The 20722-nt window shown below is 60.8% G+C and carries 21 protein-coding genes and 1 tRNA gene; 13 read left to right on the top strand and 9 right to left on the bottom strand.

The genetic code is table 11. The features are described from left to right. Positions 1-177: 177 nt before the first annotated feature. From I5L79_RS23765 to I5L79_RS10495, 8 genes are all read right to left on the bottom strand, one after another. Positions 178-927: a DNA cytosine methyltransferase gene (locus I5L79_RS23765; protein ID WP_196955006.1), complete on the bottom strand. Its 750-nt coding sequence runs from the start codon at positions 925-927 to the stop codon at positions 178-180. Positions 928-929: 2 nt separating this feature from the next. Beyond that, positions 930-1178, bottom strand: a complete 249-nt coding sequence (locus tag I5L79_RS10525; protein WP_196955005.1) for a hypothetical protein — start codon at positions 1176-1178, stop codon at positions 930-932. A 2-nt stretch (positions 1179-1180) separates the two neighbouring features. Beyond that, positions 1181-1951, bottom strand: coding sequence for a hypothetical protein (locus I5L79_RS10520; protein ID WP_196955004.1), 771 nt, complete (start codon positions 1949-1951; stop codon positions 1181-1183). Beyond that, positions 1911-2969, bottom strand: a complete 1059-nt coding sequence (locus I5L79_RS10515; protein ID WP_196955003.1) for a hypothetical protein — start codon at positions 2967-2969, stop codon at positions 1911-1913. Before I5L79_RS10515 ends, I5L79_RS10520 begins: the two co-directional genes overlap by 41 nt. After that, on the bottom strand, positions 2966-3568 hold the full coding sequence (locus tag I5L79_RS10510; protein WP_196955002.1) for a hypothetical protein: 603 nt from the start codon (positions 3566-3568) through the stop codon (positions 2966-2968). The genes I5L79_RS10515 and I5L79_RS10510 overlap by 4 nt, the downstream gene beginning before the upstream one ends. Further along, positions 3565-3873, bottom strand: coding sequence for a helix-turn-helix domain-containing protein (locus I5L79_RS10505; RefSeq protein WP_196955001.1), 309 nt, complete (start codon positions 3871-3873; stop codon positions 3565-3567). The genes I5L79_RS10510 and I5L79_RS10505 overlap by 4 nt, the downstream gene beginning before the upstream one ends. A gap of 65 nt (positions 3874-3938) precedes the next feature. Beyond that, positions 3939-4247, bottom strand: coding sequence for a DNA-binding protein (locus tag I5L79_RS10500; protein ID WP_073282512.1), 309 nt, complete (start codon positions 4245-4247; stop codon positions 3939-3941). Beyond that, complete coding sequence (locus I5L79_RS10495; protein ID WP_196955000.1) at positions 4247-4507, bottom strand: hypothetical protein; 261 nt, start codon at positions 4505-4507, stop codon at positions 4247-4249. Before I5L79_RS10495 ends, I5L79_RS10500 begins: the two co-directional genes overlap by 1 nt. A gap of 303 nt (positions 4508-4810) precedes the next feature. Here I5L79_RS10495 and I5L79_RS10490 point away from each other — a divergent pair, with 303 nt between their 5' ends. From I5L79_RS10490 to I5L79_RS10430, 13 genes are all read left to right on the top strand, one after another. Next, positions 4811-5530: a S24 family peptidase gene (locus I5L79_RS10490; RefSeq protein ID WP_317191376.1), complete on the top strand. Its 720-nt coding sequence runs from the start codon at positions 4811-4813 to the stop codon at positions 5528-5530. A gap of 325 nt (positions 5531-5855) precedes the next feature. Then, positions 5856-5929, top strand: a tRNA-Asp gene (locus I5L79_RS10485). Between the two features lie 457 nt (positions 5930-6386). Next, entirely contained in the window at positions 6387-6785 is a 399-nt protein-coding gene (locus tag I5L79_RS10480) for a hypothetical protein (RefSeq protein WP_196954999.1), read from the top strand. Positions 6786-7111: 326 nt separating this feature from the next. After that, on the top strand, positions 7112-9964 hold the full coding sequence (locus I5L79_RS10475) for a hybrid sensor histidine kinase/response regulator transcription factor (protein ID WP_196954998.1): 2853 nt from the start codon (positions 7112-7114) through the stop codon (positions 9962-9964). Positions 9965-10154: 190 nt separating this feature from the next. Further along, a complete protein-coding gene (locus tag I5L79_RS10470) occupies positions 10155-11039 on the top strand; it encodes a sugar phosphate isomerase/epimerase family protein (protein WP_231403037.1) in 885 nt (294 codons plus the stop codon). Positions 11040-11128: 89 nt separating this feature from the next. Beyond that, the gene (locus tag I5L79_RS10465) at positions 11129-12805 is read left to right on the top strand and encodes a GMC oxidoreductase (protein ID WP_196954997.1); all 1677 of its coding nucleotides are present in this window, start codon (positions 11129-11131) and stop codon (positions 12803-12805) included. 12 nt (positions 12806-12817) lie between these two features. Continuing rightward, positions 12818-13432 (top strand): gluconate 2-dehydrogenase subunit 3 family protein, encoded by a 615-nt coding sequence (locus tag I5L79_RS10460; protein WP_231403036.1) that lies wholly within the window; start codon positions 12818-12820, stop codon positions 13430-13432. 190 nt (positions 13433-13622) lie between these two features. After that, positions 13623-14798, top strand: coding sequence for a Gfo/Idh/MocA family protein (locus I5L79_RS10455; RefSeq protein ID WP_196954996.1), 1176 nt, complete (start codon positions 13623-13625; stop codon positions 14796-14798). Between the two features lie 62 nt (positions 14799-14860). Further along, positions 14861-15913: a sugar phosphate isomerase/epimerase family protein gene (locus tag I5L79_RS10450; RefSeq protein ID WP_196954995.1), complete on the top strand. Its 1053-nt coding sequence runs from the start codon at positions 14861-14863 to the stop codon at positions 15911-15913. A 16-nt stretch (positions 15914-15929) separates the two neighbouring features. After that, on the top strand, positions 15930-16400 hold the full coding sequence (locus tag I5L79_RS10445; RefSeq protein ID WP_196954994.1) for a c-type cytochrome: 471 nt from the start codon (positions 15930-15932) through the stop codon (positions 16398-16400). Positions 16401-16528: 128 nt separating this feature from the next. Continuing rightward, positions 16529-17785 (top strand): nucleoside permease, encoded by a 1257-nt coding sequence (locus I5L79_RS10440; protein WP_196954993.1) that lies wholly within the window; start codon positions 16529-16531, stop codon positions 17783-17785. Between the two features lie 2 nt (positions 17786-17787). Then, positions 17788-18678, top strand: coding sequence for a hydroxypyruvate isomerase family protein (locus I5L79_RS10435; protein ID WP_196954992.1), 891 nt, complete (start codon positions 17788-17790; stop codon positions 18676-18678). A gap of 168 nt (positions 18679-18846) precedes the next feature. Continuing rightward, the gene (locus tag I5L79_RS10430; RefSeq protein ID WP_196954991.1) at positions 18847-19617 is read left to right on the top strand and encodes a 3-keto-disaccharide hydrolase; all 771 of its coding nucleotides are present in this window, start codon (positions 18847-18849) and stop codon (positions 19615-19617) included. A gap of 3 nt (positions 19618-19620) precedes the next feature. Here the strand turns inward: I5L79_RS10430 and I5L79_RS10425 are convergent, their stop codons facing one another. After that, on the bottom strand, positions 19621-20580 hold the full coding sequence (locus I5L79_RS10425) for an ADP-ribosylglycohydrolase family protein (protein WP_196954990.1): 960 nt from the start codon (positions 20578-20580) through the stop codon (positions 19621-19623). Positions 20581-20722: the final 142 nt, after the last annotated feature.

Here is a 20722-nt window from a genome sequence, read left to right as displayed (position 1 = left end):
GACGCTAAATATAGGTCAGATTTACACGTTACAGGAGTGTTTTACAGAACAGATAAACACTATTTATTAAATTCAAGTAGGACAGTAATTGCTAGGCAGGCGGTATTTGACTTGTCGTTTGATTCGCTGCTTAGAGACAAAACACCTCACTATAGTGGTGAGGAAGCATTATTATTACTACACATAGGCAATGCAACGCAGTAAGTTGAACGCTACAATCGGGTGTATACTATTGCCTAGGGCGTGGAGGGCGGCGTTGCGGGTGGTAGGGTCCAGTCCTTCGGGAAGCCCATCAGCCTCTCGTAGAACCTCACGGAGAGAGGCGTACCGGGGGCGCAGTTGTGGTTGAGCAGGAACGAGGGAATGGAGCAGAACTGACCCCGGGTCCGGTTCTTCTGGGACGGGGGTAGCGTGCTGTTGCGGCTGTCGTTGGCCACGGGCGTGGGCAACCAGCCAAAGCCGTTCGCGGCGGTGGTCGGCGTCTGCGGCAGCAGCTGGAAGTAGCAGCGGCGGGAAGACGGAATAGCCCGCAGCTTCCAGGTCAGCGCAGATTTCTTCGAGTACCAGCCCGTGGCTACGAGCAAGCAGGCCCCGAACGTTTTCTGCCACGACCCACGCGGGGCGGCACTCGACCACGCAGCGAAGCATCTGGCGCCAGAGCGTGAGGTCCATTGCGCCTTTTCCAGCAAGGGAGAAGGATTGGCAGGGGAAGCCGCCGGTAAGCACGTCAACTGTGCCGGCGTAGGGCGTGGCGTCGAAGGTGCGGATGTCGGGGTGGCGGTGGGCATAGGGGAAGTGACGGGCGAGGACGCTGAGGCAGAAAGGGTTTTGCTCGACCTGAAAGATGGTGGGCCAGCCGAGCCACTCGGCGGCGAGGTCGAAGGCACCGAGGCCAGTGAAGAGCGAGGCATGGGTTAGTAGCTTCACTCCTATTGGCTGCTGGACTTGGATTTGATAAGGCTGGTGGCCGGCGTGGCTGACAGCACCGGAGTTGGGGTTGGCGCGTGCAGCTGTTCGAGGTCGGCCAGGGCGTCACGGGTGGCGGCTAGGCGTTGGTCGGCGGCGGCTTGGGTGAGGCGCTTTTCACGCACCCAAGCAGGGTGTTGCCGGATTTTGGTGGCCAGGTCGCGGCGCAACTCGGCCAAGCGCTGGGCGGGGGTAGTGGTGTAGGAGTGCATGTTCAGGCGGCGGAGTTGGGGCGGTACTTTTCAGCCAGGCGGCGGTCTTCGGCACGGTGGCGGGCGTTGATGAACTTTTGAGCTTCGGTACTGGGCTGCCAGTCGGGGCGCGGGTCGCGCTGGGCGGCGGCGTGGGTTTCGGCGCGCAACTGCTGGGCCTGGTTGTCGGTGAGCAGGCCGCGGCGGAGCTTGTGCTTGATGACAGTGAGGCGCTGGCGCAGGTGGTCGAGGTTGGGGTGGTCGGGCGGGAGCTGGCGGCCGATGCCGGCGGCGACTTGCGGGGCAGCTTGCTGCAGCTGAGCCAAGGCGCTGTTTTCGGCGGCGGTGCTGCGGGCTTTCTGGTCGAGGTGCTGCTGTTCGAGGTGCTGAGCCTTCTTCTCGAAGTAGGTTTTGAGCAAGCCGTAGATAGTGGCGGGGTCAAGGGCTTGGTAGAAGATGGTGCCGGTGGTGCGGGCCTGTTTGAGGGCCAGCACGATGTCGCGCAGGGAATCGTGGGAGTAGGTAAGCAGCAGCGTATCGGCCAGGTCGAGGATATCGGCGGCGGTGGGCTTGTCGGGTACGCGCACGGAATCCACGAAAGCGCGCAGGATGACGGCCAGAAGCTTGCGGATTTCATCCTCGCCGTACTGGCGGCTGAGCTGGAACAGCTTGGGCGCGGCGGCGGCCTGCTCGATGGTGAGGCCGACGCTAAGCTGGGCCACCAGGATGGCCGTGGCTTCGGTGGTGGGTTGGCTAACCAGGGCGCCGAGGGTAGAACTGCTCGTAAAGCGCATCAATTGTGCTGCCGGGCTGCTGCCCGCCGGGGCCGGCAGATGCCCCTGGCGGTGAGGTTGGAGCGAGTTTGAGGCGGTTGTCATGGGCGTCGTTGAGCATGAAGCGTTGGGCGGTGGCCAGCCAGTCGCGGCGGCGGGGCGGCTCCCCGGTTTTCCGGTCGCGCCAGAGGCGCACTTTCTCGTGGTAGAGGCGCAGGTCGGCCAAGGCGTAATCGGTGCCCTGGAAGGCCTGGATGAACTTTTCCACGTCGGCGTACTCGGACTCGGCGAAGGTTATTTCCGGGCGCGGCGGTCGGCCGGGGCGGGTGCTGGTGGCGGCCTGGCGGACGGTGGACGCCCGGGAGCCGGCGGCCGGATTTTTTGGGGGCGTAATTGGGGGCGTCGGTTCGTCGCCGACCACCTCCGCCCCTGAAAGCCTGTCGTTGGTGGCCGGCTTCTCCCCTATTTTTTTTTCGGGGTGCGGCGCCCCACTACGACCGAAGGGAGTAGGTTTATGGGTAGAGGTTTTACTACTACCTGTTTTATCATATAAGGAGTGTTGGGGCACTTCTGCCCCCAATGCGGGCGGCATGAGGGGCAGTTCTGCCCTAAGTAGTTCAGGCAGTTCTGCCTCCGATGAAGCAGTGGCATGAGGGGCACTTCTGGCCCCGATGCCGGGCTGCGCGGGCAGTTGTGGCCCCGATGCGGGCGGGGCCTGAGGGGCGGTTTCGCCCCCGATGCCGGGGGCGTCGGAGAGGTCAGCCAAGCAGCAGGTACTGGGCTGGTAGCGGGTGTGGCTGGGCTGGTAAGCCAGCAGCTGCCAAGCGTGCAGGTCGCGCAGGGCGGAGCGGTAGGTCTTCTCGTTGCCGATGTGGGCGACGCGCATCAGGTCGGCGTGATGCAGGGGCAGGATGGCCGGGAAGCGGGCAGCGTTCCACTGGTAAAACAGCGCCCAATACAGGCTGACGTGGTGCGGGGTGGCCGCGGGCTGACTGGCCAGCTGCTGGTGGGCAGCGCGGGTGTGCTGGATGTAGTTCATGCATGGGCTACCACGGGAATCAGGGGAATCAGCGCGGTACCGGGCTCGTCAGCCGTGGGTTCGAACAGGTCGAGCTGGCGGTAGTCGGTGCATTTGCCGCGCAGGGCAGCTTCCACTTCGGTAGTGGCCGCGTCGAGGGCGGTTTCCAGCAGACCGGCGTAGGCGTAGGTGGGCAGCTCGTCGTCGAAGGAAACGTAGGGGCTGGTGAGGTTGAGCACCTTGCCGCCGGCAAGCTGGCGTTGACCGATGAGCGTGACGCCCCGGCCGCCGTTGCCGATGCTGAAGCCGGTAAGGGTGAAGGCCTCGAAGTGGGGCGGCAGGGTGCCGGTTTCGTCGTCGGGCCAATAGTGGGGCGTTTCGGTCAGCTGTTCGCAGAGCAGGCAGAGGTGCGGGACGAGCTGGGCCAGCCAGTGCAGCAGGTCGGGGTGCACCTGCTCCTGGGCCGTGAGGCAGAACGCACGGGGCGGGGCGTCGTCGGCGCGCTGCTCGGTGAATTCGCAGGTGAGGTGCTGATTTTTGACGCGGGCTTTCTGGATGCGAATGATGGAGCGGGCGGCCGGAGCATCGGGGCCGACGATGGCGTGGAGCTGGGTTGTCATGGAGTAGAGGTTGGGGATGAAGCAGATGAGGGGCGGGAGTAGCGGCGCGGGTAGGCATCGAGGGCGGAGCGGCGGAAACCCCAATCCTTCTCGTTGAGGCGCACTCCCTGGATGCGGCCTAAGCGCCGGGCCCGCCGCAGGGCCTCGGCAGACAACCCGATGTAGGCGGCGGCCTGGGACGTGGTCAGCACATCGTCGGGTGGTGCCGGGGGCGAAAGGAGTTCTGCCAGGGCTTCGCCTAACCGGGTTACTTCGGTTTGGAGCGTGCGCCACTCGGTTTCGGAAACAAGCACAACTAGCTGCATGGTGTTGGACATTAAGGGTTGAACCATGTCCAGAAAACCGATGCGGGGGCCGGAAGTGCTCAGCGTCAGGCTGCTTGCCGTTCGTTGGTGGGCAGGCGACGAGTGTAGCGGTACTGGTAGCGCTTCAGCTCAGAGCGGTAGAAGCCCCACTCCTTCTCGTTGATGCGGACGCCTTTGAGGCGGCCGGCACGGCGGGCTTTGCGGATGCCTTCGGGCTTCATACCCAGGAAAGCGGCAGCCTGGCGCACGGCCAGCACCTCATCGGCTTCGGCGGCTTCTACTCTGATACGTGTCTGCTCGGCGCTTTCCAGCTTTTCCAGTCGGCCGAGAATCTGGCGCCACTCGGGCTCGGGGATGAGGACGACGGTTTGCATCAGGCTTCATTGATTAGGCGGGCAGCTCGTTCCCGAACTTGCCGGCGGCGTTCTAATTCGGCCTCAGCAGTTTCTAAAAAGGCCTCAATCAGCTCTTTGCGGTTGCTACGGCCGTCTAGGGCCTGGTACATAGCGGAGCGGCTAACCTTGACACCGCGCTGCGCTAGCAGCTGGATAGTGTCGCGTACAACGGTGTTGCCAGTGCCGAGTCGCTGCAGGATTTGCTGGAACTCGGTAGGCGAATTGGTATTTTGTTCCATGTTTTTGTGTGTTGTAGTGTATAAGTAAGAATTTTTGACTACCTTGTCACACAAACATACACTTCTTTGAGTGTAAATATTACACTCAGGTGCTAAAAAATCATGGACAAAACACCTGCAAGCCATTCCACATCTGCCAGCATAGCAGATAGAATTCAGGATTTGTTGAGCCATTATGGCTTAAATGCCAGTAGCGCCACAAAAAAGCTAGGCTATGGGACTACCAGTAAGATGTATAAAATCTTACAAGGGGCCGAACCTAGCTATCCTACCATAGTAGATTTTTTAAGCCTCTGGCCGGAAGTGTCGCCAGACTGGTTGCTGTTGGGTAATGGCTCCATGTTTCGGGGTGGGGTGACTGACACCGGGGAGTCCACTGAAAAAAAAGCAGAGAAAAAGAACACCCTGAGCCGGGCGGTAACTGACCGTCAGGTGCTGACGGTAACGGTAGACCGCCAAGGGGAAGAAAACACCCTGATGATACCGGCTCGTGCCCAGGCTGGCTATGCTCGCTCCTTCAATGAGGCAGTATATCTGCAGCAGATGCGGCCTTACCATATTCCCGGTTTCGAGCACGGCACCTACCGTGCTTTTGAGGTGTCGGGGGACAGTATGGAACCGACTATCAACCACCGTGACATTGTGGTGAGCCAGTACGTGGACCGCTGGGACCTGCTGCAGCCAGGCGAAATCTATGTGGTCGTCACGCACGAAAACATCCTGCTCAAGCGCATTCCGCGCCGCATCACCAACCGAAACGGTATGGTGGACTTGCTGTCAGATAACCCAATGGTAAAGCCGTACGACCTGCCCGCCGCTGACATTGTGCAACTGTGGGTGGTGCTGGGCTATATTTCTACCTACATACCTACCACACCCGACATTACCTCCGAGCGGTTGTGGGAGGTGATTGAGCTGTTGGGGCACGACCGGGGTGAGGTTAGAAGATATCTGATGGAAACCTCCCCCAATGACGCCCCCAATAATTCGGCTACTGCAAGCAACCAAAGGATAAACATCTGATTTACAAGGCATATTGTTCGCTTTATGGGGAGAAGTTCAGGTTCCGTCCGGACCGCAAATGCCCTTCAGCGCAAGCTGGAGGGCATTTTGCTTTTCCGGTCTACCAACTGGCTCCTGCCCCACCGCAGCATTCGCCCGATCGTCGCTGCGTGCCGTACCACAAAAATAATTGCGCGGCTATTTCCTTTACATCCAAGAGGCTAGCCCAAAAATCGGGCTTTTTACGTAGCCAGGACGGTTTTCCATGTTTGGAAATCGAAAACTACCTTTACCTTTGTACCACTTCACCGGAAAGCAGCTGGCTTTTCACAGTGCGGTCTACCTTGGTTCGGTAGTTCAGTCGGTTAGAATGCCGCCCTGTCACGGCGGAGGTCGCGGGTTCGAGTCCCGTCCGGACCGCAAAAGGCCCCTGCATCCATTGATGCAGGGGTTTTTTCATTTTCAGGTGGCAATAAAGTCTGATGAAACTTCAATCATCTTCTTGAGCGCATTGTGTTAGGCTGGCGGGCATGTAGCTTTCGGGAAATGACACTTCATGCGACTTCGCACTCTTTTGCTCTTCCTCCCGGCCTGCGCCTTTTGCACCGGCGCCACCGCTCAAACCTATAGGTTACAGTCCTTGGATGGTACGCCTCTGCAGGTGCAGATACGAGAATTGAGTGATTCTTCCCCCCGATCTTTAGCCATAGTTTGTGGACAGGACACGGTGTTTGCCTACGATTACTGGGCTCCGGGGCGAGTGAAGGTGATAAACAAGGAATTTTTACAAGTCACCTACGCCGTTCGGGGTGGGTCAAATCTGGGAATTAGGAATACGCTCTTACTCTGCATAGACAAAGGCCACCTCCGCCAAGCTATGAAGGCGCGCACCTTCTTTGAATACGACCTGCGGAATGCTTTCTATATCCTTGGCAGTCCCTACGAATACGAATTGTTTCGAGCACGTACCCAACTGGTAGGTACCACAGCCAAAACGTACCAACTTCACCTCACCGTCCACGACGAAGCCCGGTCCGCCCGGAGCCCAAGCATGAATCATAATGACACGAAGCACGTGTGGCTAAGTTTTGACCGCAACCACGGCGTCTTTTGCAGTACAACGAAAAAGCTTCCGCCCCTTTTTTCCGCCTACGACCCACAAACAGGATGGGTCATCCCGCTAAAGGCGACGGAACCAGTGCCAGTCATTGCCCTGCACAACAGCACATATTACTTCGTTAATGGAGAATGGTACGAGGAGGCTCGTAACGAGTAGCCAATAAAACAAGCTGATTAACTAACGCTCTTTTTGCTACGCTACGCGCGCTGGCCTTGCAACCTTCGTGTAGCATGCTAAATAACCGCAAAGACTCCTTTTACTGGAGTTTACAAAATTCACCTACAAGCCAGTTAGCTAACTGAACGAGTTTATTGAAATCAAACTTTCGATCCATTATATAGCTAGAAATGCAGCGCAAGCGGAGTGTTTCGCATATCCACGGCGGCAAGGCCATTCTCACCTAGCCCCTCGGCTTTTTCCTATCTTTGGTGATGAGGTAGCCCACCATCAGCGCGCGGCTATTGGTATCAACTACTCTCCGCTTGCTTTACCCTAGCTGCTTACGTCGACTCCTGGTGCTGGTGAGCCTGCTGGGCTCATTGGCCGCCTGTGCCCCCACTCCGCCGCCAACGTACCGCATCGGGTTTTCGCAGAGCGTGAGTGCCGGCGACTGGCGCGAGGCCATGCTGGCCGGCATGAAGCGGGAAGTTTCCTTTCATCCCGAAATTCAGTTTCTGACACGCGATGCCCAGGGCAACAGCCGGCAGCAGCAGCAGCAGGTACATGACTTGCTCGATGCCGGGGCCGATGTGCTCGTAGTCGCGCCTAATGAGGAACACGCCCTGTCGTCGGCCATTGAGGAAGCTTACCGGCGCGGGGTGCCCGTGATTCTGCTGGACCGCCACACCACCTCCCCGCACTACGCGGCCTACGTGGGCGGCGACAATGCCGGCGTGGGCGCCGCCGCCGCCCGCTACGCGGCGCTGCGGTTGCAGCAGCGCGGCCGCATAGTGGAAATTTTGGGCTCCCCTTCTTCCGTCTCGGCGGAGCGCCACCGAGGCTTTGCGCAGGCCCTGCGGGCGTACCCGGAAATCCGCGTAGTGGGCGAAGTGGTAGGCGACTGGGGGGCAACTTCCCTGCAGCCGGCCCTCTCCAGACTGTTGCAGACATACCCCGAAACCGACCTGATTTTCGCACACAGCGACCTGATGGCTCAGGGCGCCTACGAGGTGTGCCGGCGGCTGGGCCGGAAAGATATTCGCATCATTGGGGTGGATGGGCTGCCGGGGCCGGGCAACGGCATGGAAATGGTGCAGCAGGGCCGCGCTACGGCTTCGCTGTTTTATTCGCCCGGCGGGGAGGAAGCTATTCGCGTGGCCCTGAAGATTCTGCACCACCAGGCCTACGAGCGGGAAAACATCCTGGGCACCATCGTTATCGACTCAGTGAACGTGCTGACTTTGCAGCAGCAGGCCACCAAAGTGGCCAGTCAGCAAGCCGGCATTGAGCAGCAACAGCAGCTGCTGCGCACCTTACAGGCCACCTACACCAATCAGCGCACGGCACTGTACGGGCTGCTGGCCACGCTGCTGGCAGCCGTGGTACTGGGGGCCAGTGCCTGGCGGGCCGCCCGCAGCAACCGGCGCATCAACCGGGAGCTGGCCCGGCAGAACGAGGCCAACGACGTCATCAACCGGGAGCTGGTGCGGCAGAATGAGGCCAACGACGTCATCAACCGCCAGCTCAGCACCCAGAACGAGGAAATCAGGGCTCAGCGCAACCAGATTGCGGAGCTGGCCGAGCAGGCGCGGGTAGAAACCGAGGCCAAGCTGCGCTTTTTCACCAACTTCTCCCACGAGCTGCGTACCCCGCTCACCCTCATTATGGGTCCGGTAGAGGAAATGCTGACCGGCCCCCACGGCGCCGCGCTCCTGCCCTCCCACCGCCACGACCTGGGCCTGGTGCGCCGCAACACCCAGCGCCTGCTTCAGCTGGTCAACCAGCTGCTGGACTTCCGCAAGATTGAAGTGGGTAAGATGGCCGTGCAGGCGCGGGAAGACGACTTAGTAGCCTTCGTGCGGGAGCTGGTGGAAACCTTTGAGCCGGCAGCCCGGGTGCAGCAGGTAGCGCTGCTGTTTCAACCCGCTGTGCCGCAGCTGCCGGGCTGGCTTGACCGCAACGTGCTGGACAAAGTCTTTTTCAACCTGCTGTCCAACGCCCTGAAATATACGCCTGCCGGTGGGCAGATTACGGTGCGCGTGTGGCCCGCTGATGATGGCCAAGCCCTGCAGGTAGAGGTGGCCGACACCGGCCGCGGCATCCGCCCCCAGGACAGCCCGCACATTTTCGAGTGGTTTTACCAGGGCGAGCAGCCGGCCACGGCCAAAGGCTCGGGGATGGGGTTGGCCCTGGCGCAGGGGCTGGTGCGCCTGCACCAGGGCAACCTCACGTTCAGCAGCCAGCTGGGCCAGGGCAGCACGTTCATCGTCACGCTCCCGTGCGAGCTGCCGGCGGAGTTGCGCACCACAGCCGCCCTGCCCGAGGCGCTGGCCCTGGACGAGCCGCGGGCTTTGCCCATCGAAGACCTGACTGCCGAAACTGCCGCCGGGCAGGAGCCGCTGGTACTGGTGATTGAGGACAATGCCGACGTGAACGAGTTTGTAGCGCGCAAGCTGCAGCCCCACTTCCGGGTGCAGACGGCCGCCGATGGTAGTACCGGCCTGCAGCTGGCCAAGGACCTCATTCCCGACCTGATTGTGTGCGACGTGATGATGCCCGGCCTGAGCGGGCTGGAGGTAGTGGCCCAGCTGCGGGCCGACTGGCGCACCTCGCACGTGCCCGTTATTCTGCTCACCGCTCGTACCGCGCCCGAGCAGCAGGTGGAGGGCGTGCAGGCCGGGGCGGATGTATACCTGACTAAGCCCTTCAACCCCACGTTTCTGCTCGAAAGCATTCATACCCTGCTGGCTAACCGCGCCCGCCAGCACGAACACACGCGTCGGCAGCTGGGGGCCGCCGCCCAAGCCACACCCGATGCCGCCGCCCCCGACCCCAACCCCGACCAGGCTTTTCTGCAGGCTCTAACGGCTCAGATAGAGTCGGACCTGACGCGCACCGACCTCACGGTGGAAGAGCTGGCCCAGGCCCTGGGCTTCTCGCGCACCCAGCTCTACCGCAAGGTGAAGGCCGTGCTCGGCACCAGCGTAACCGACTACATCCAGCTGGTGCGCCTGCGCAAAGCCCGCGAGCTGCTGCTCAACGACAAGCTCACAATTACGGCCGTGGCCTATGAGGTGGGCTATACCTCGCACTCCTATTTCTCCAACAGCTTCAAGGCCCGCTACCAGGTGTCGCCTTCCGAGTTTCGGGCCCGCCACCTGGCCGATTCTGCTTGAAAAATTGTGTGTGAAGCGTTCAAAAACTGATAGGCTATGCCTGTTTTCGAGCAACATTATAAATTTAATTTACTGACTGACAGGCATTTTAACCTTATTGTTGAGCATACACACAGGCGGTGTAATTACTGCATAAGCGCATATCCGGAGAAATGGAGCTTTGGCTTCCACTCTTTCCTAAATCTGCCGCATGCATTCCCGCCGCACATTCGTTAAGTCCGCCGCGCTGTTCTCTGCGGGCGTTTTGCTCAGCCCGGAGTTGCTGGCTTCTTCCAAAAAAGGTATCGGCCTGCAGCTGTACACGGTGCGCGACGCCATGCAGCAGGACCCGGCCGGTACGCTGGCCCGGGTAGCTAAACTGGGCTACACCTGTATGGAAGGCGCCACCTACACCGGCAACCAGAAATTCTATGGCATGGAGCCGGCTGCTTTTGCCAAGGTGCTCAAGCAGAACGGCCTGAAGATGCCCAGCAGCCACTACCTGCTGGGGGAGCAGGAAAATAACGGCCAGCCCACGCAAGGCACCATCCTGCACGGCTGGGACAAGGCCGTGGACGATGCCGCCCAGGTGGGCATCAAGTACATGGTATGTGCCTGGCTAACCGAGTCGGAGCGCGGTAGCCTCGACCATTACAAGCTGCTGGCCGAGCGCCTGAACAAAGCCGGGGAACGGTGCAAAAAGGCCGGCATCCAGATGGCTTACCACAACCACGACTTCGAGTTTGCGGCCCAGAACGGCCAGCTTCCCTACGACGTGCTGCTCAAGGAAACCGACAAGAACCTGGTGCAGATGGAGCTCGACCTCTACTGGGCCACCAAGGCCGGCCACGACCCGGTGGAGCTGTTCAAGCAGAATCCCGGCCGCTTCCCGCTCTGGCACGTGAAGGACATGGACAAGACGCCCCAGCAGAACTTCACCGAAGTAGGCAACGGCAGCATCGACTTCAAACGCATCTTCGCCCAGGCCAAGCTGGCGGGTCTCAAGCACTTCTTCGTGGAGCAGGACCAAACGCCCGGCTCGCCCTTCGACAGCATTCAGCAGAGCATCACGCACATCAAGCGCAACCTCATCTAGCTGGCTGTGAAGCTGGTGGTCAGTCCTTGCCAGGGCTGATGACTGGTCACAGACAACCCCACAACTGACACTCTTCCCACCCATTTCTTATGGAAAAGAATACCTATGACGCCATCGTCATCGGATCCGGCATTTCGGGCGGCATGGCTGCCAAGGAGCTGACCGAGAAAGGCCTGAAAACCATTATGCTGGAGCGGGGCCGCAACGTAGAGCACATCAAGGACTACGTGAATGCCAACAAGAACCCCTGGGAGTTTGCCCACCGCGGCGGCAAAACCGAGCAGATGGTGAAGGACTACCCGGTGCTGAGCCGGGACTATACCCTCAACGAAAGCAACCTGGATTTCTGGGTAAAGGAAAAGGAAAGTCCCTACGTGGAGGTGAAGCCCTTCGACTGGTTCCGGGGCTACCAGGTGGGTGGCCGCTCCCTGATGTGGGGCCGGCAAAGCTACCGCTGGAGTGAGTACGATTTTGAGGCCAACGCCAAGGACGGCATTGCCGTGGACTGGCCCATTCGCTACAAGGACATAGCGCCCTGGTATAGCCACGCCGAGAAGTTTGCGGGCATCAGCGGCAACCGCGACGGCCTCCCCCAACTCCCCGACGGCGAGTTTATGCCGCCCATGGAGATGAACTGCGTGGAAAAGGACGTGGCCGCCCGCATCCGCAAGCATTACAAAGACCGCCACATGGTGATTGGGCGCACGGCCAACATCACCAAGCCCCACCACAACCGCGTGAACTGCCAGTACCGCAACAAGTGCTGGCTGGGCTGCCCGTTCGGGGCTTACTTCAGCACGCAGTCGGCCACGTTGCCGGCGGCTATGGCCACGGGCAACCTCACGCTGCGGCCGTTTTCCATCGTCACTAAAATCCTCTACGACAAGGACACCAAGCGGGCTAAGGGCGTAGAAGTACTGGACGCGGAAACCAACCAGACCTACGAGTACTACGCCAAAATCGTGTTCCTCAATGCTTCCACGCTGAATTCGGCCTGGGTGCTGATGAACTCGGCCACCGACGTGTGGCCCGAGGGCCTGGGAAGCAGCAGCGGGGAGTTGGGCCACAACCTGATGGACCACCACTTCCGGACCGGTGCCTACGGGGAGATGCCCGGCTACGAGGATAAATACGTGTACGGCCGCCGCGCCAACGGCATTTACGTGCCGCGCTTCCGCAATCTGTTCGGGGACAAGCGCGACTATATCCGGGGCTTCGGCTACCAGGGCGGTGCCGGCCGGGAAGGCTGGAGCCGCGACATTGCCGAAATGAGCATCGGCGGCGACTTCAAGGATGCGCTGTCGGAGCCCGGGCAGTGGACGATGGGCCTGGGCGCGTTCGGCGAAACCCTGCCCTACCACGACAACCGCGCCTTCCTCGACAAAACCAAGAAAGACAAGTGGGGCCTGCCTGTGCTGGCCATCGACGCGACCATCCGGGAAAACGAGCAGAAAATGCGCATCGACATGATGCAGGACGGGCAGGAAATGCTGGAGAAGGCGGGCCTGAAAAACGTGCGCACTTACAACAACGGCTACAACATGGGCGGCGGCATCCACGAAATGGGCACTGCCCGCATGGGCCGCGACCCGAAAACCTCGGTCCTGAATGCCCACAACCAAGTGTGGGACGCCCCCAACGTGTACGTCACCGACGGTGCCTGCATGACGTCCTCGGCTTGTCAGAACCCTTCTCTCACCTACCTGGCCCTCACGGCCCGCGCGGTAGACCACGCCGTGGGTGAGCTCAAAAAACAAAACCTCTAACCCCTACTAACGATGATGAACCGACGTGATGCCCTGGCCCGCGTAGCACTGCTGATGGGCGGAGCCGTTATCGGGGGCGACTATTTCCTGAGCAGCTGCTCCTCCCCCAGCGAGGAAAAAACCACGGCAAAAACACCCCCAACGGCCGCGCCCAAAGAGCTACCGGCTGTGCTCAACGCCGAGCAGGTGGCTTACCTGAACGAAGTGGGTGACACCATTCTGCCTCCCACTAAATCACCCGGAGCTAAGGCCGCCGATGTAGGCAGCTTTATGGCCGTAATGGTGCGCGACTGTTACCGCCCCGACGACCAGCAGGTGTTCAAGCAAGGCCTGACCAAGCTCGAAGACGCTGCCAAGCAGAAGTACAGCAAGGGCTTCCTGGCTTTGAATGCGGCCCAGCGCACGGCCCTGCTCACGGCCCTGGATGCCGAGCAGAAAAACTACATCAAAACCAAAAAGCCGGAAGCGCCCAACCACTACTTCCGCATGATCAAGGAGCTGACGCTGCTCGGTTACTTCACCTCCGAAGTAGGCGCCACCAAAGCCCTCCGCTACCTGCCCGTCCCCGGCAAGTACGATGGCTGCGTGCCCTACAAAAAGGGCGACAAAGCCTGGGCTACGACCTGATTTTCCAGGAATCAGAACGTCATGCTGAGCGCAGCCGAAGCATCTTGGTAGTGTAGTAATACCCACCGCCATAACAAAGCAGTAGAGATGCTTCGGCTCCGCTCAGCATGACAGCTACTTTCACAACGTCAGCATACCAGATGCTTTTACAAGCGCAGCATGACGTTCTTCCAAATCAACCAATAACCGAATGAAACTACGACTGGGCATGATTGGCGGGGGGCAGGGCGCGTTCATCGGGGCGGTGCACCGCATGGCCGCAGCGATGGATGGCCTGTATGAGCTCACCGCCGGTGCCTTCAGCAGCAACCCCGACACTTCCCGGGCTACCGGGCAGGAGCTGGGGCTGGCTCCGGACCGTGTGTACGGCTCCTACCAGGAGCTGATTGCTCAGGAAGCCCAGCGGCCAGCCAATGAGCGGGTGCAGGTCATCAGCATCGTCACGCCGAATCACCTGCACTTTGCGCCGGCCAAGCTGGCCTTGGAAAGCGGGTTCGACGTGGTGCTGGACAAGCCGATGACGTTTTCTCTGGCGGAGGCTAAGGAGTTACGGTCGGTGGTTGCAGCCACCGGCCGCCGGCTCTGCCTCACGCACACCTACACGGGCTACCCCATGCTCAAGGAGGCCCGCCAGCTGGTGGCTTCCGGGGAGTTGGGCACCATCCGCAAAGTGTACGTGGAGTACCCCCAGGGCTGGCTAAGCAACTTCGAGGAGGGCGGCAGCAACAAGCAGGCTGCCTGGCGCACCGACCCCGCCCGCAGCGGCGTAGCCGGCTCCATGGGCGACATCGGCACGCACGCCTTTAACCTGCTAGAATACGTAAGCGGCCTGCAGACGACTCAGCTCTGCGCCGACATCAATACCGTAGTGCCTGGTCGCCAGCTGGATGATGACGGCGCCGTGCTCCTCCGCTTGACCGGTGGGGCCAGCGGCGTATTGGTAGCTACCCAAGTGGCGGCGGGTGAGGAAAACAACGTGCGCCTGCGCATCTACGGGGAAAAAGGCGGCCTCGACTGGCAGCAGGCCGACGCCAACACGCTGCTGGTGAAGTGGCTGGGCCGGCCCACCGAAATCCGGCGCACGGGCGCGGGCTACCTTAGTGCCGCCGCCCGCCACAACAGCCGCATTCCGGCCGGCCACCCTGAGGGCTACCTCGAAGCCTTTGCCAACCTCTACCGCAACTTCGCCCTGACCCTACTGGCCGAACAAACCGGCCAGCCCGCCCCACCCGAAGCCCAGGATTATCCGGGTATTGAGGATGGGGTGCGGGGCATGGCCTTCATTGAAAACGTCATTGCCTCGGGCCGCTCCGCGCAGAAGTGGACGGATTTCCCGGCTATTGAGAGCTTAGAGCAAAGACCTTAGAGTTCAGACTCAGTTCTATCGAAAAAACCTACGCTCTAAGTTCTCTGCTCTAAGCTCTCAAAATGAAAACCATCAAAGGACCCGGCATTTTTCTGGCCCAGTTCATCGGCGACCAGGCCCCGTTTAACAGCCTCGCTAATATTTGTGAGTGGGCCGCCGGTCTGGGCTACAAAGGCCTGCAGCTGCCCACGCTGGACAGCCGCTTTATCGACCTGAAGCTGGCGGCCGAAAGCCAGACCTACGCCGACGAGTTGCGCGGCACGGTGCAGGCGGCCGGCCTGGAAATCACCGAGCTATCCACTCACCTGCAGGGCCAGCTGGTGGCGGTAAATCCTGTGTACGACCAGCTGTTCGACGGTTTCGCGCCCGAGACGGTGCGCGGCAACCCCGCCGCCCGGCAGCAGTGGGCCGTGCAGCAGCTCAAGTACGCCGCGCAGGCTTCGCAGCGGCTGGGGCTTACGGCCCACGCCACCTTCAGCGGGGCGCTGCTCTGGCCTTACATGTACCCCTGGCCCCAGCGCCCGGCCGGCCTCGTGGAAACGGGCTTTACGGAGCTGGCCCGCCGCTGGCGGCCTATTCTGGACGTGTTTGACGAGTGCGGCGTGGATGTGTGCTACGAAATTCATGCTGGCGAGGACCTGCACGACGGCGTGAGCTACGAACAGTTTCTGGCGAAAGTAGACCACCACCCGCGCGCCTGCCTGCTCTACGACCCCTCCCACTTCGTGCTGCAGTGCCTGGATTACCTGGAGTACATCGACATCTACCACGAGCGAATCCGGGCCTTCCACGTGAAGGATGCGGAGTTCAACCCCACCGGCCGCCAGGGCGTGTACGGAGGCTACCAGGGCTGGGCCGACCGCGCTGGCCGCTTCCGCTCCCTCGGCGACGGGCAGGTGGATTTCAACGCCATTTTCAGCAAGCTCACTCAGTACGACTATCCCGGCTGGGCCGTGCTGGAGTGGGAATGCGCCCTCAAGCACCCCGAAGACGGAGCCCGCGAAGGCGCCCCCTTCATCCAAAACCACATCATCCGCGTCACCGACAAGGTATTCGACGACTTTGCCGCCTCCGGCATCGACGCAGCCCGCAACAGCAGCCTGCTCGGCCTCTAACCTCACCGAACTATCCATGAAAAACGCGTTCCTGCTCTTAACGCTCTGCGCCGCCCTGGCCTCCTGCAGCTCCGAATCCGATAAACCCGCCGCCAAGGAATCCTACACATTGGCCGATGAAACCGTGCCGGCCCAGGACAGCACCACCGGCGCCAACATCAGCGCCGTGGCCCGCCAACCCCAGGTAGACACCAACGCCACCAAAATTGGGACGGCGCCTACGGGTGGTGCCGTGGCCGGCGGGGCCAAGCTCATCCAGTCGGCCGACTGCGCCAGCTGCCACCGCGAAGCCGAGAAGCTGCTGGGTCCGGCCTACAAAGATGTGGCCGCGAAATACCCCGCTACGGAGGCCAACGTGAGCATGCTGGCCAAGAAAATCATAACCGGCGGCAGCGGCAACTGGGGTGATGTTGCCATGACGCCCCACTCCGGCCTTTCCCAGAAAGACGCCGAGGAAATGACCCGCTACATCCTCAGCCTGAAGTAAAAAAATGTGTCATTCCGAGCAGAGCGAGGAATCTGGTTGAAGCCGTTGATACGGATTACTCCAGATTCCTCGCTTTGCTCGGAATGACAAACACTACCCCACTCCCAACCTCCAATTCCCACTTGCTCATGACTTCTACAATCCGGGTAAAACTGTCCCTCATGATGTTCCTGGAGTTCTTCATCTGGGGCGCGTGGTTTGTCACGCTGGGCACGTATTTGCTGCGCAACCTGGGGGCCTCGGGCACGCAGGTGGGCGTGGCCTTTTTGACGCAGTCCATCGGGGCTATTGTGGCGCCGTTCATCGTGGGGCTCATTGCCGACCGGTTTTTCTCGGCTCAAAAGATTCTGGGTGTGCTGCACCTGGCTGGAGCAGTGCTGCTGTGGCGCGCCTCCCAGGCCCCAGATTTCAGCAGCTTCTACCCCAATATCCTTACCTACATGATCTTGTATATGCCCACACTGGCCCTGGTGAACTCCATTGCTTTCCGGCAGATGCAGAACCCGCAGAAGGAGTTTGCCCCTATCCGGGTGCTGGGCACGCTGGGCTGGATTGTGGCCGGCCTCACCATCGGCTGGCTGAACTGGGAGCAGAGCAACAGCCTTCAGTCTACCTTCCTGATGGCCGCCGGGGCCTCAGCCCTGCTGGGCGTGTTCAGCTTTACGCTGCCGGCTACCCCGCCGGTGAAGAAAGGCCAGTCCAGTTCCGTGGGCAGCTTGCTGGGGCTCGACGCCATTGGCATGCTGAAAAACCGCTCCTACCTCACATTTTTCCTAGCCTCCATTGCCATCTGCATTCCGCTGGCCTTCTACTACGGCTTCACCAACCCCTTCCTGAACGAGGTGGGCATGAAAGCCGCCGCCGGGGTGCAAAGCCTGGGGCAGGTGTCGGAGCTGCTGTTTATGCTGGCTATCCCGCTGTTCTTCAGCAAGCTGGGCGTAAAGAAGATGTTGGCTATTGGCATGGCGGCCTGGGTGCTGCGCTACGTGTGCTTCGCCTACGGCAACGGGGAAAGCGGCTACTGGCTGCTGATTGCGGGCATCGTGCTGCACGGCATCTGCTACGATTTCTTCTTCGTGACGGGTCAGATTTACACCGACAACCTGGCCGGTGAGCAGTTTAAAAGCTCGGCTCAGGGCTTCATTACGCTGGCTACCTACGGCGTAGGCATGCTGATCGGCACGCTGCTCTCGGGCCGCATCTTCGACAGCTACCAGCTCTCGGCCGGCACGCACGACTGGCGCATGATCTGGCTGATTCCGGCCGGTATTGCTGGGGCCGTGCTGGTGCTGTTCCTGCTCCTGTTCAAGGAGCGCAACGCCGCTCCCGCTTCTACGGAAGCAGCCGGCGTTAATGCCACTGCCCGCTTGGCCAACGCCAGCTAGGTATGGCTGCCACCTGGAACCGTCGCGCGGCCCTCAAAGGTCTGCTCACTAGCACTGCCGCCGTAGGCACCCTCGGCTTGGCCGGGGCTGCCGCGCCGGCTGAGAAACTAACCACCATGCCCGCCGCTCTGAAAGGAAACATCCGCCATGCGGTGTGCCGCTGGTGCTTCGCCGATTTGCCTCTGGAGCAGCTCTGCGCCGCCGCCAAGGAAATGGGAATCCGGGCTATTGATCTGGTTGGGCCTCAGGACTGGCCCACGCTGAAAAAATATGGGCTGGACTCGTCCATGTGCAACGGGGCAGAAATCAACCTCACCGACGGCTTCAACGACTCGCAGTTTCACGCCCGCCTGCAAAAGCAGTACGCCGACATGATTCCGCAGGTAGCCAAAGCCGGCTACCGCAACCTGATCTGCTTTAGCGGCAGCCGCCGGGGCAAGACCGATGAGCAGGGCTGGGCAAACTGCGTGACCGGCCTGAAGCCGCTGCTGAAATTGGCCGAGCAGCACAACGTGGTGCTGGTGATGGAGCTGCTCAACAGCAAAATCGACCACCCGGACTATCAGTGCGACCGAACCGCCTGGGGCGTGGAGCTGGCCAAGCGGCTGGGCTCCGAGCACTTCAAGCTGCTCTACGACATCTACCACATGCAGATTGATGAAGGCGACGTTATCCGCACCCTCACGCAGTATCACCCCTACATTGCCCACTACCACACCGCCGGCGTGCCCGGCCGCCACGAGCTCAACGATGCCCAGGAGCTGAACTACCCCGCCATCATGCGCGCCATCCGCGCCACCGGTTTCAAAGGCTACGTGGCCCAGGAGTTCATTCCCCAGCAGCCCGACAAGCTGGCCTCCCTGCGCCAGGCCATCCAGCTCTGCGACGTTTAAAATTGTCCTAACGACTGCAAGGTGCCAAAAGGACTTTTGTCATTCCGAACGAAGAGAGGAATCTGGGTTGTTTGCTGAAGACCAATCCAGATTCCTCTCTTCGTTCGGAATGACAGCAAAAACGACATTTCGTGCCCATCTTAGCCGTTGAATATACTGCCAACTCCAATGAAGTTTCCTTTCCTGACTGCTGCTCTCCTTGGCTTATCCATGACGGTCCACGCCCAGCAAGCCGGCAAGCCGGAAGACACCGAAGTGTGGAAGCCCGTCCCGAAAACCGTACGCGGCAAGCTGAAAACCACCCCACCCCCAGCCGGTGCCATTGTGCTGTTCGATGGCAAAAGCCTGAGTGAGTGGGTGTCGGCGGATGACCGCACCCAGCCCGCGCAGTGGACTGTAGCTGATGGGGTGCTGACCGTGGACAAGTCGAAAGGCAACATCGAAACCCAGCGCACCTTCGGCAGCTACCGCCTGCACCTGGAGTGGCGCGTGCCGGCCGGCATTACCGGCGAAGGACAAGTGCGCGGCAACAGCGGCGTGTTTCTGGCTTCCCTGGGCAAAGGCGACCTAGGCTACGAGCTGCAGATTCTCGACCCCTACCAGAACCCGACGTACGTGAATGGCATGGCCGGCAGCATCTACAAGCAGCGCACTCCGCTGGCCAACCCCGGCCGCAAGCCCGGCGAGTGGCAGTCGTACGACGTACTCTGGTTGGCCCCCACCTTTAAGCCCGATGGCACCGTACTCACGCCGGCCCGCGTGACGGTAAAGTTCAACGGCGTAGCAGTACAGAAAAATGTGGCTCTGGCTGGCCCTACGCGCTACATCGGTCCGCCCCAGTACGAGGCCCACGGCGCTGCACCCATCAAGCTCCAATCCCACGGCGACCCGAGCGCGCCCATCTCCTTCCGTAACATCTGGGTGCAGGAGCTGAAATAGTAGCTACTGCGCGCTACTAGCCTGGGCCATACGACGGGCCAAGTCTTCGATATCGGCGCGGCGGACCAGCACCTGGAGCCACTCCGGCGGAATAGCCGCTTCGCCGTAGTACAGCCCGGCCAGGCCGCCCGTCACGGCGCCGGTCGTGTCGGTATCGTCGCCGAGGTTGACGGCAGCCAGCACGGTTTCGGCGTACGTATCGTAGCGAAGCAGGCACCAAAGTGCGGCTTCCAGGGTGTGCAGCACATAGCCGGAGCTGTTGATTGCCAGCACGTTTATATCCGGTAAGCGGCCGCTGAGGATGCGCTCAAACTGGTCGGCCTCTTTGGCCGGAATGTTCAGCGCCAGCAGTTGAGCCGGGGCCTCCTGGCACAACAATTTGTACGCGGCGGCCGGGGCCAGACCAGCCAGCAGATGCCGTGCCATTTCCAGGTACAGCCAGCAGGCCACGAAGGAGCGGACATGACCGTGCGTCACGGCGGAGGCTTCCGAAATCAGCTGGAACCTATCAGTAAGCGAAGCCGCCGGCTGGTAAAACGCCAGGGGCAGAATGCGCATCAACGCGCCGTTGCCATTGCTCCATTCGTCGGTAGGCCCCGCCAGAATCAGATTATTATCAGCTTTCAGGCGCTGGATAGCCTCCCGGGTGGTAATGCCGATATCGAATACGGAGCCGTGCGGCGTCCACAGGTTTTTGTAGTACCAGCGGCAGCAGTTTTCCGCCAGCTTGCCCACGGTGTAGCCATCGGCAATGGCTTCCGCCAGACAAAACGTGAGCGAGGCATCGTCAGACCAGGTGCCCGCGGGCTGGTTGTGCGTGCCGTAGGCGCGCATGACTACCACGGGGTCCTGGCGGCGGGCGGCCCGGCTCTGGAATTCCACGGGCACGCCCAGGGCGTCGCCCACGGCCAGGCCCAGCAGCGCCGCGCGGATTTGGTTTTCGAGGGTTGGAAGATCAGCCATTTTCAGGAAAGATAAAGCAGCTTGTAAAGATGGGCGTTTCTATTCTAGGCTAATAGAACGTCATTCCGAGCGCAGCCGAGGAATCTTGCGTGCTGACGTTGGAATGCCAAGCATACATCAGCACGCAAGACTCCTCGGCTGC

Source organism: Hymenobacter guriensis (genome assembly GCF_015773195.1).
In the GTDB taxonomy this organism is placed as follows: domain Bacteria; phylum Bacteroidota; class Bacteroidia; order Cytophagales; family Hymenobacteraceae; genus Hymenobacter; species Hymenobacter guriensis.
Note: the sequence above shows the minus strand (reverse complement) of the source record. Positions and strands in the feature narration are given on the sequence as shown.

Bases quoted from the DNA above. Each gene is read 5' to 3' on its own strand.
- I5L79_RS10525 (WP_196955005.1), bottom strand. From the start codon at position 1,178: ATGCACTCCTACACCACTACCCCCGCCCAGCGCTTGGCCGAGTTGCGC.
- I5L79_RS10430 (WP_196954991.1), top strand. From the start codon at position 18,847: ATGAAGTTTCCTTTCCTGACTGCTGCTCTCCTTGGCTTATCCATGACG.
- I5L79_RS10440 (WP_196954993.1), top strand. From the start codon at position 16,529: ATGACTTCTACAATCCGGGTAAAACTGTCCCTCATGATGTTCCTGGAG.
- I5L79_RS10495 (WP_196955000.1), bottom strand. From the start codon at position 4,507: ATGGAACAAAATACCAATTCGCCTACCGAGTTCCAGCAAATCCTGCAG.
- I5L79_RS10435 (WP_196954992.1), top strand. From the start codon at position 17,788: ATGGCTGCCACCTGGAACCGTCGCGCGGCCCTCAAAGGTCTGCTCACT.
- I5L79_RS10520 (WP_196955004.1), bottom strand. From the start codon at position 1,951: ATGCGCTTTACGAGCAGTTCTACCCTCGGCGCCCTGGTTAGCCAACCC.
- I5L79_RS10450 (WP_196954995.1), top strand. From the start codon at position 14,861: ATGAAAACCATCAAAGGACCCGGCATTTTTCTGGCCCAGTTCATCGGC.
- I5L79_RS10455 (WP_196954996.1), top strand. From the start codon at position 13,623: ATGAAACTACGACTGGGCATGATTGGCGGGGGGCAGGGCGCGTTCATC.
- I5L79_RS10465 (WP_196954997.1), top strand. From the start codon at position 11,129: ATGGAAAAGAATACCTATGACGCCATCGTCATCGGATCCGGCATTTCG.
- I5L79_RS10500 (WP_073282512.1), bottom strand. From the start codon at position 4,247: ATGCAAACCGTCGTCCTCATCCCCGAGCCCGAGTGGCGCCAGATTCTC.
- I5L79_RS10445 (WP_196954994.1), top strand. From the start codon at position 15,930: ATGAAAAACGCGTTCCTGCTCTTAACGCTCTGCGCCGCCCTGGCCTCC.
- I5L79_RS10510 (WP_196955002.1), bottom strand. From the start codon at position 3,568: ATGACAACCCAGCTCCACGCCATCGTCGGCCCCGATGCTCCGGCCGCC.
- I5L79_RS10505 (WP_196955001.1), bottom strand. From the start codon at position 3,873: ATGCAGCTAGTTGTGCTTGTTTCCGAAACCGAGTGGCGCACGCTCCAA.
- I5L79_RS10460 (WP_231403036.1), top strand. From the start codon at position 12,818: ATGATGAACCGACGTGATGCCCTGGCCCGCGTAGCACTGCTGATGGGC.
- I5L79_RS10470 (WP_231403037.1), top strand. From the start codon at position 10,155: ATGCATTCCCGCCGCACATTCGTTAAGTCCGCCGCGCTGTTCTCTGCG.
- I5L79_RS10515 (WP_196955003.1), bottom strand. From the start codon at position 2,969: ATGAACTACATCCAGCACACCCGCGCTGCCCACCAGCAGCTGGCCAGT.
- I5L79_RS10480 (WP_196954999.1), top strand. From the start codon at position 6,387: ATGAAGGCGCGCACCTTCTTTGAATACGACCTGCGGAATGCTTTCTAT.
- I5L79_RS10425 (WP_196954990.1), bottom strand. From the start codon at position 20,580: ATGGCTGATCTTCCAACCCTCGAAAACCAAATCCGCGCGGCGCTGCTG.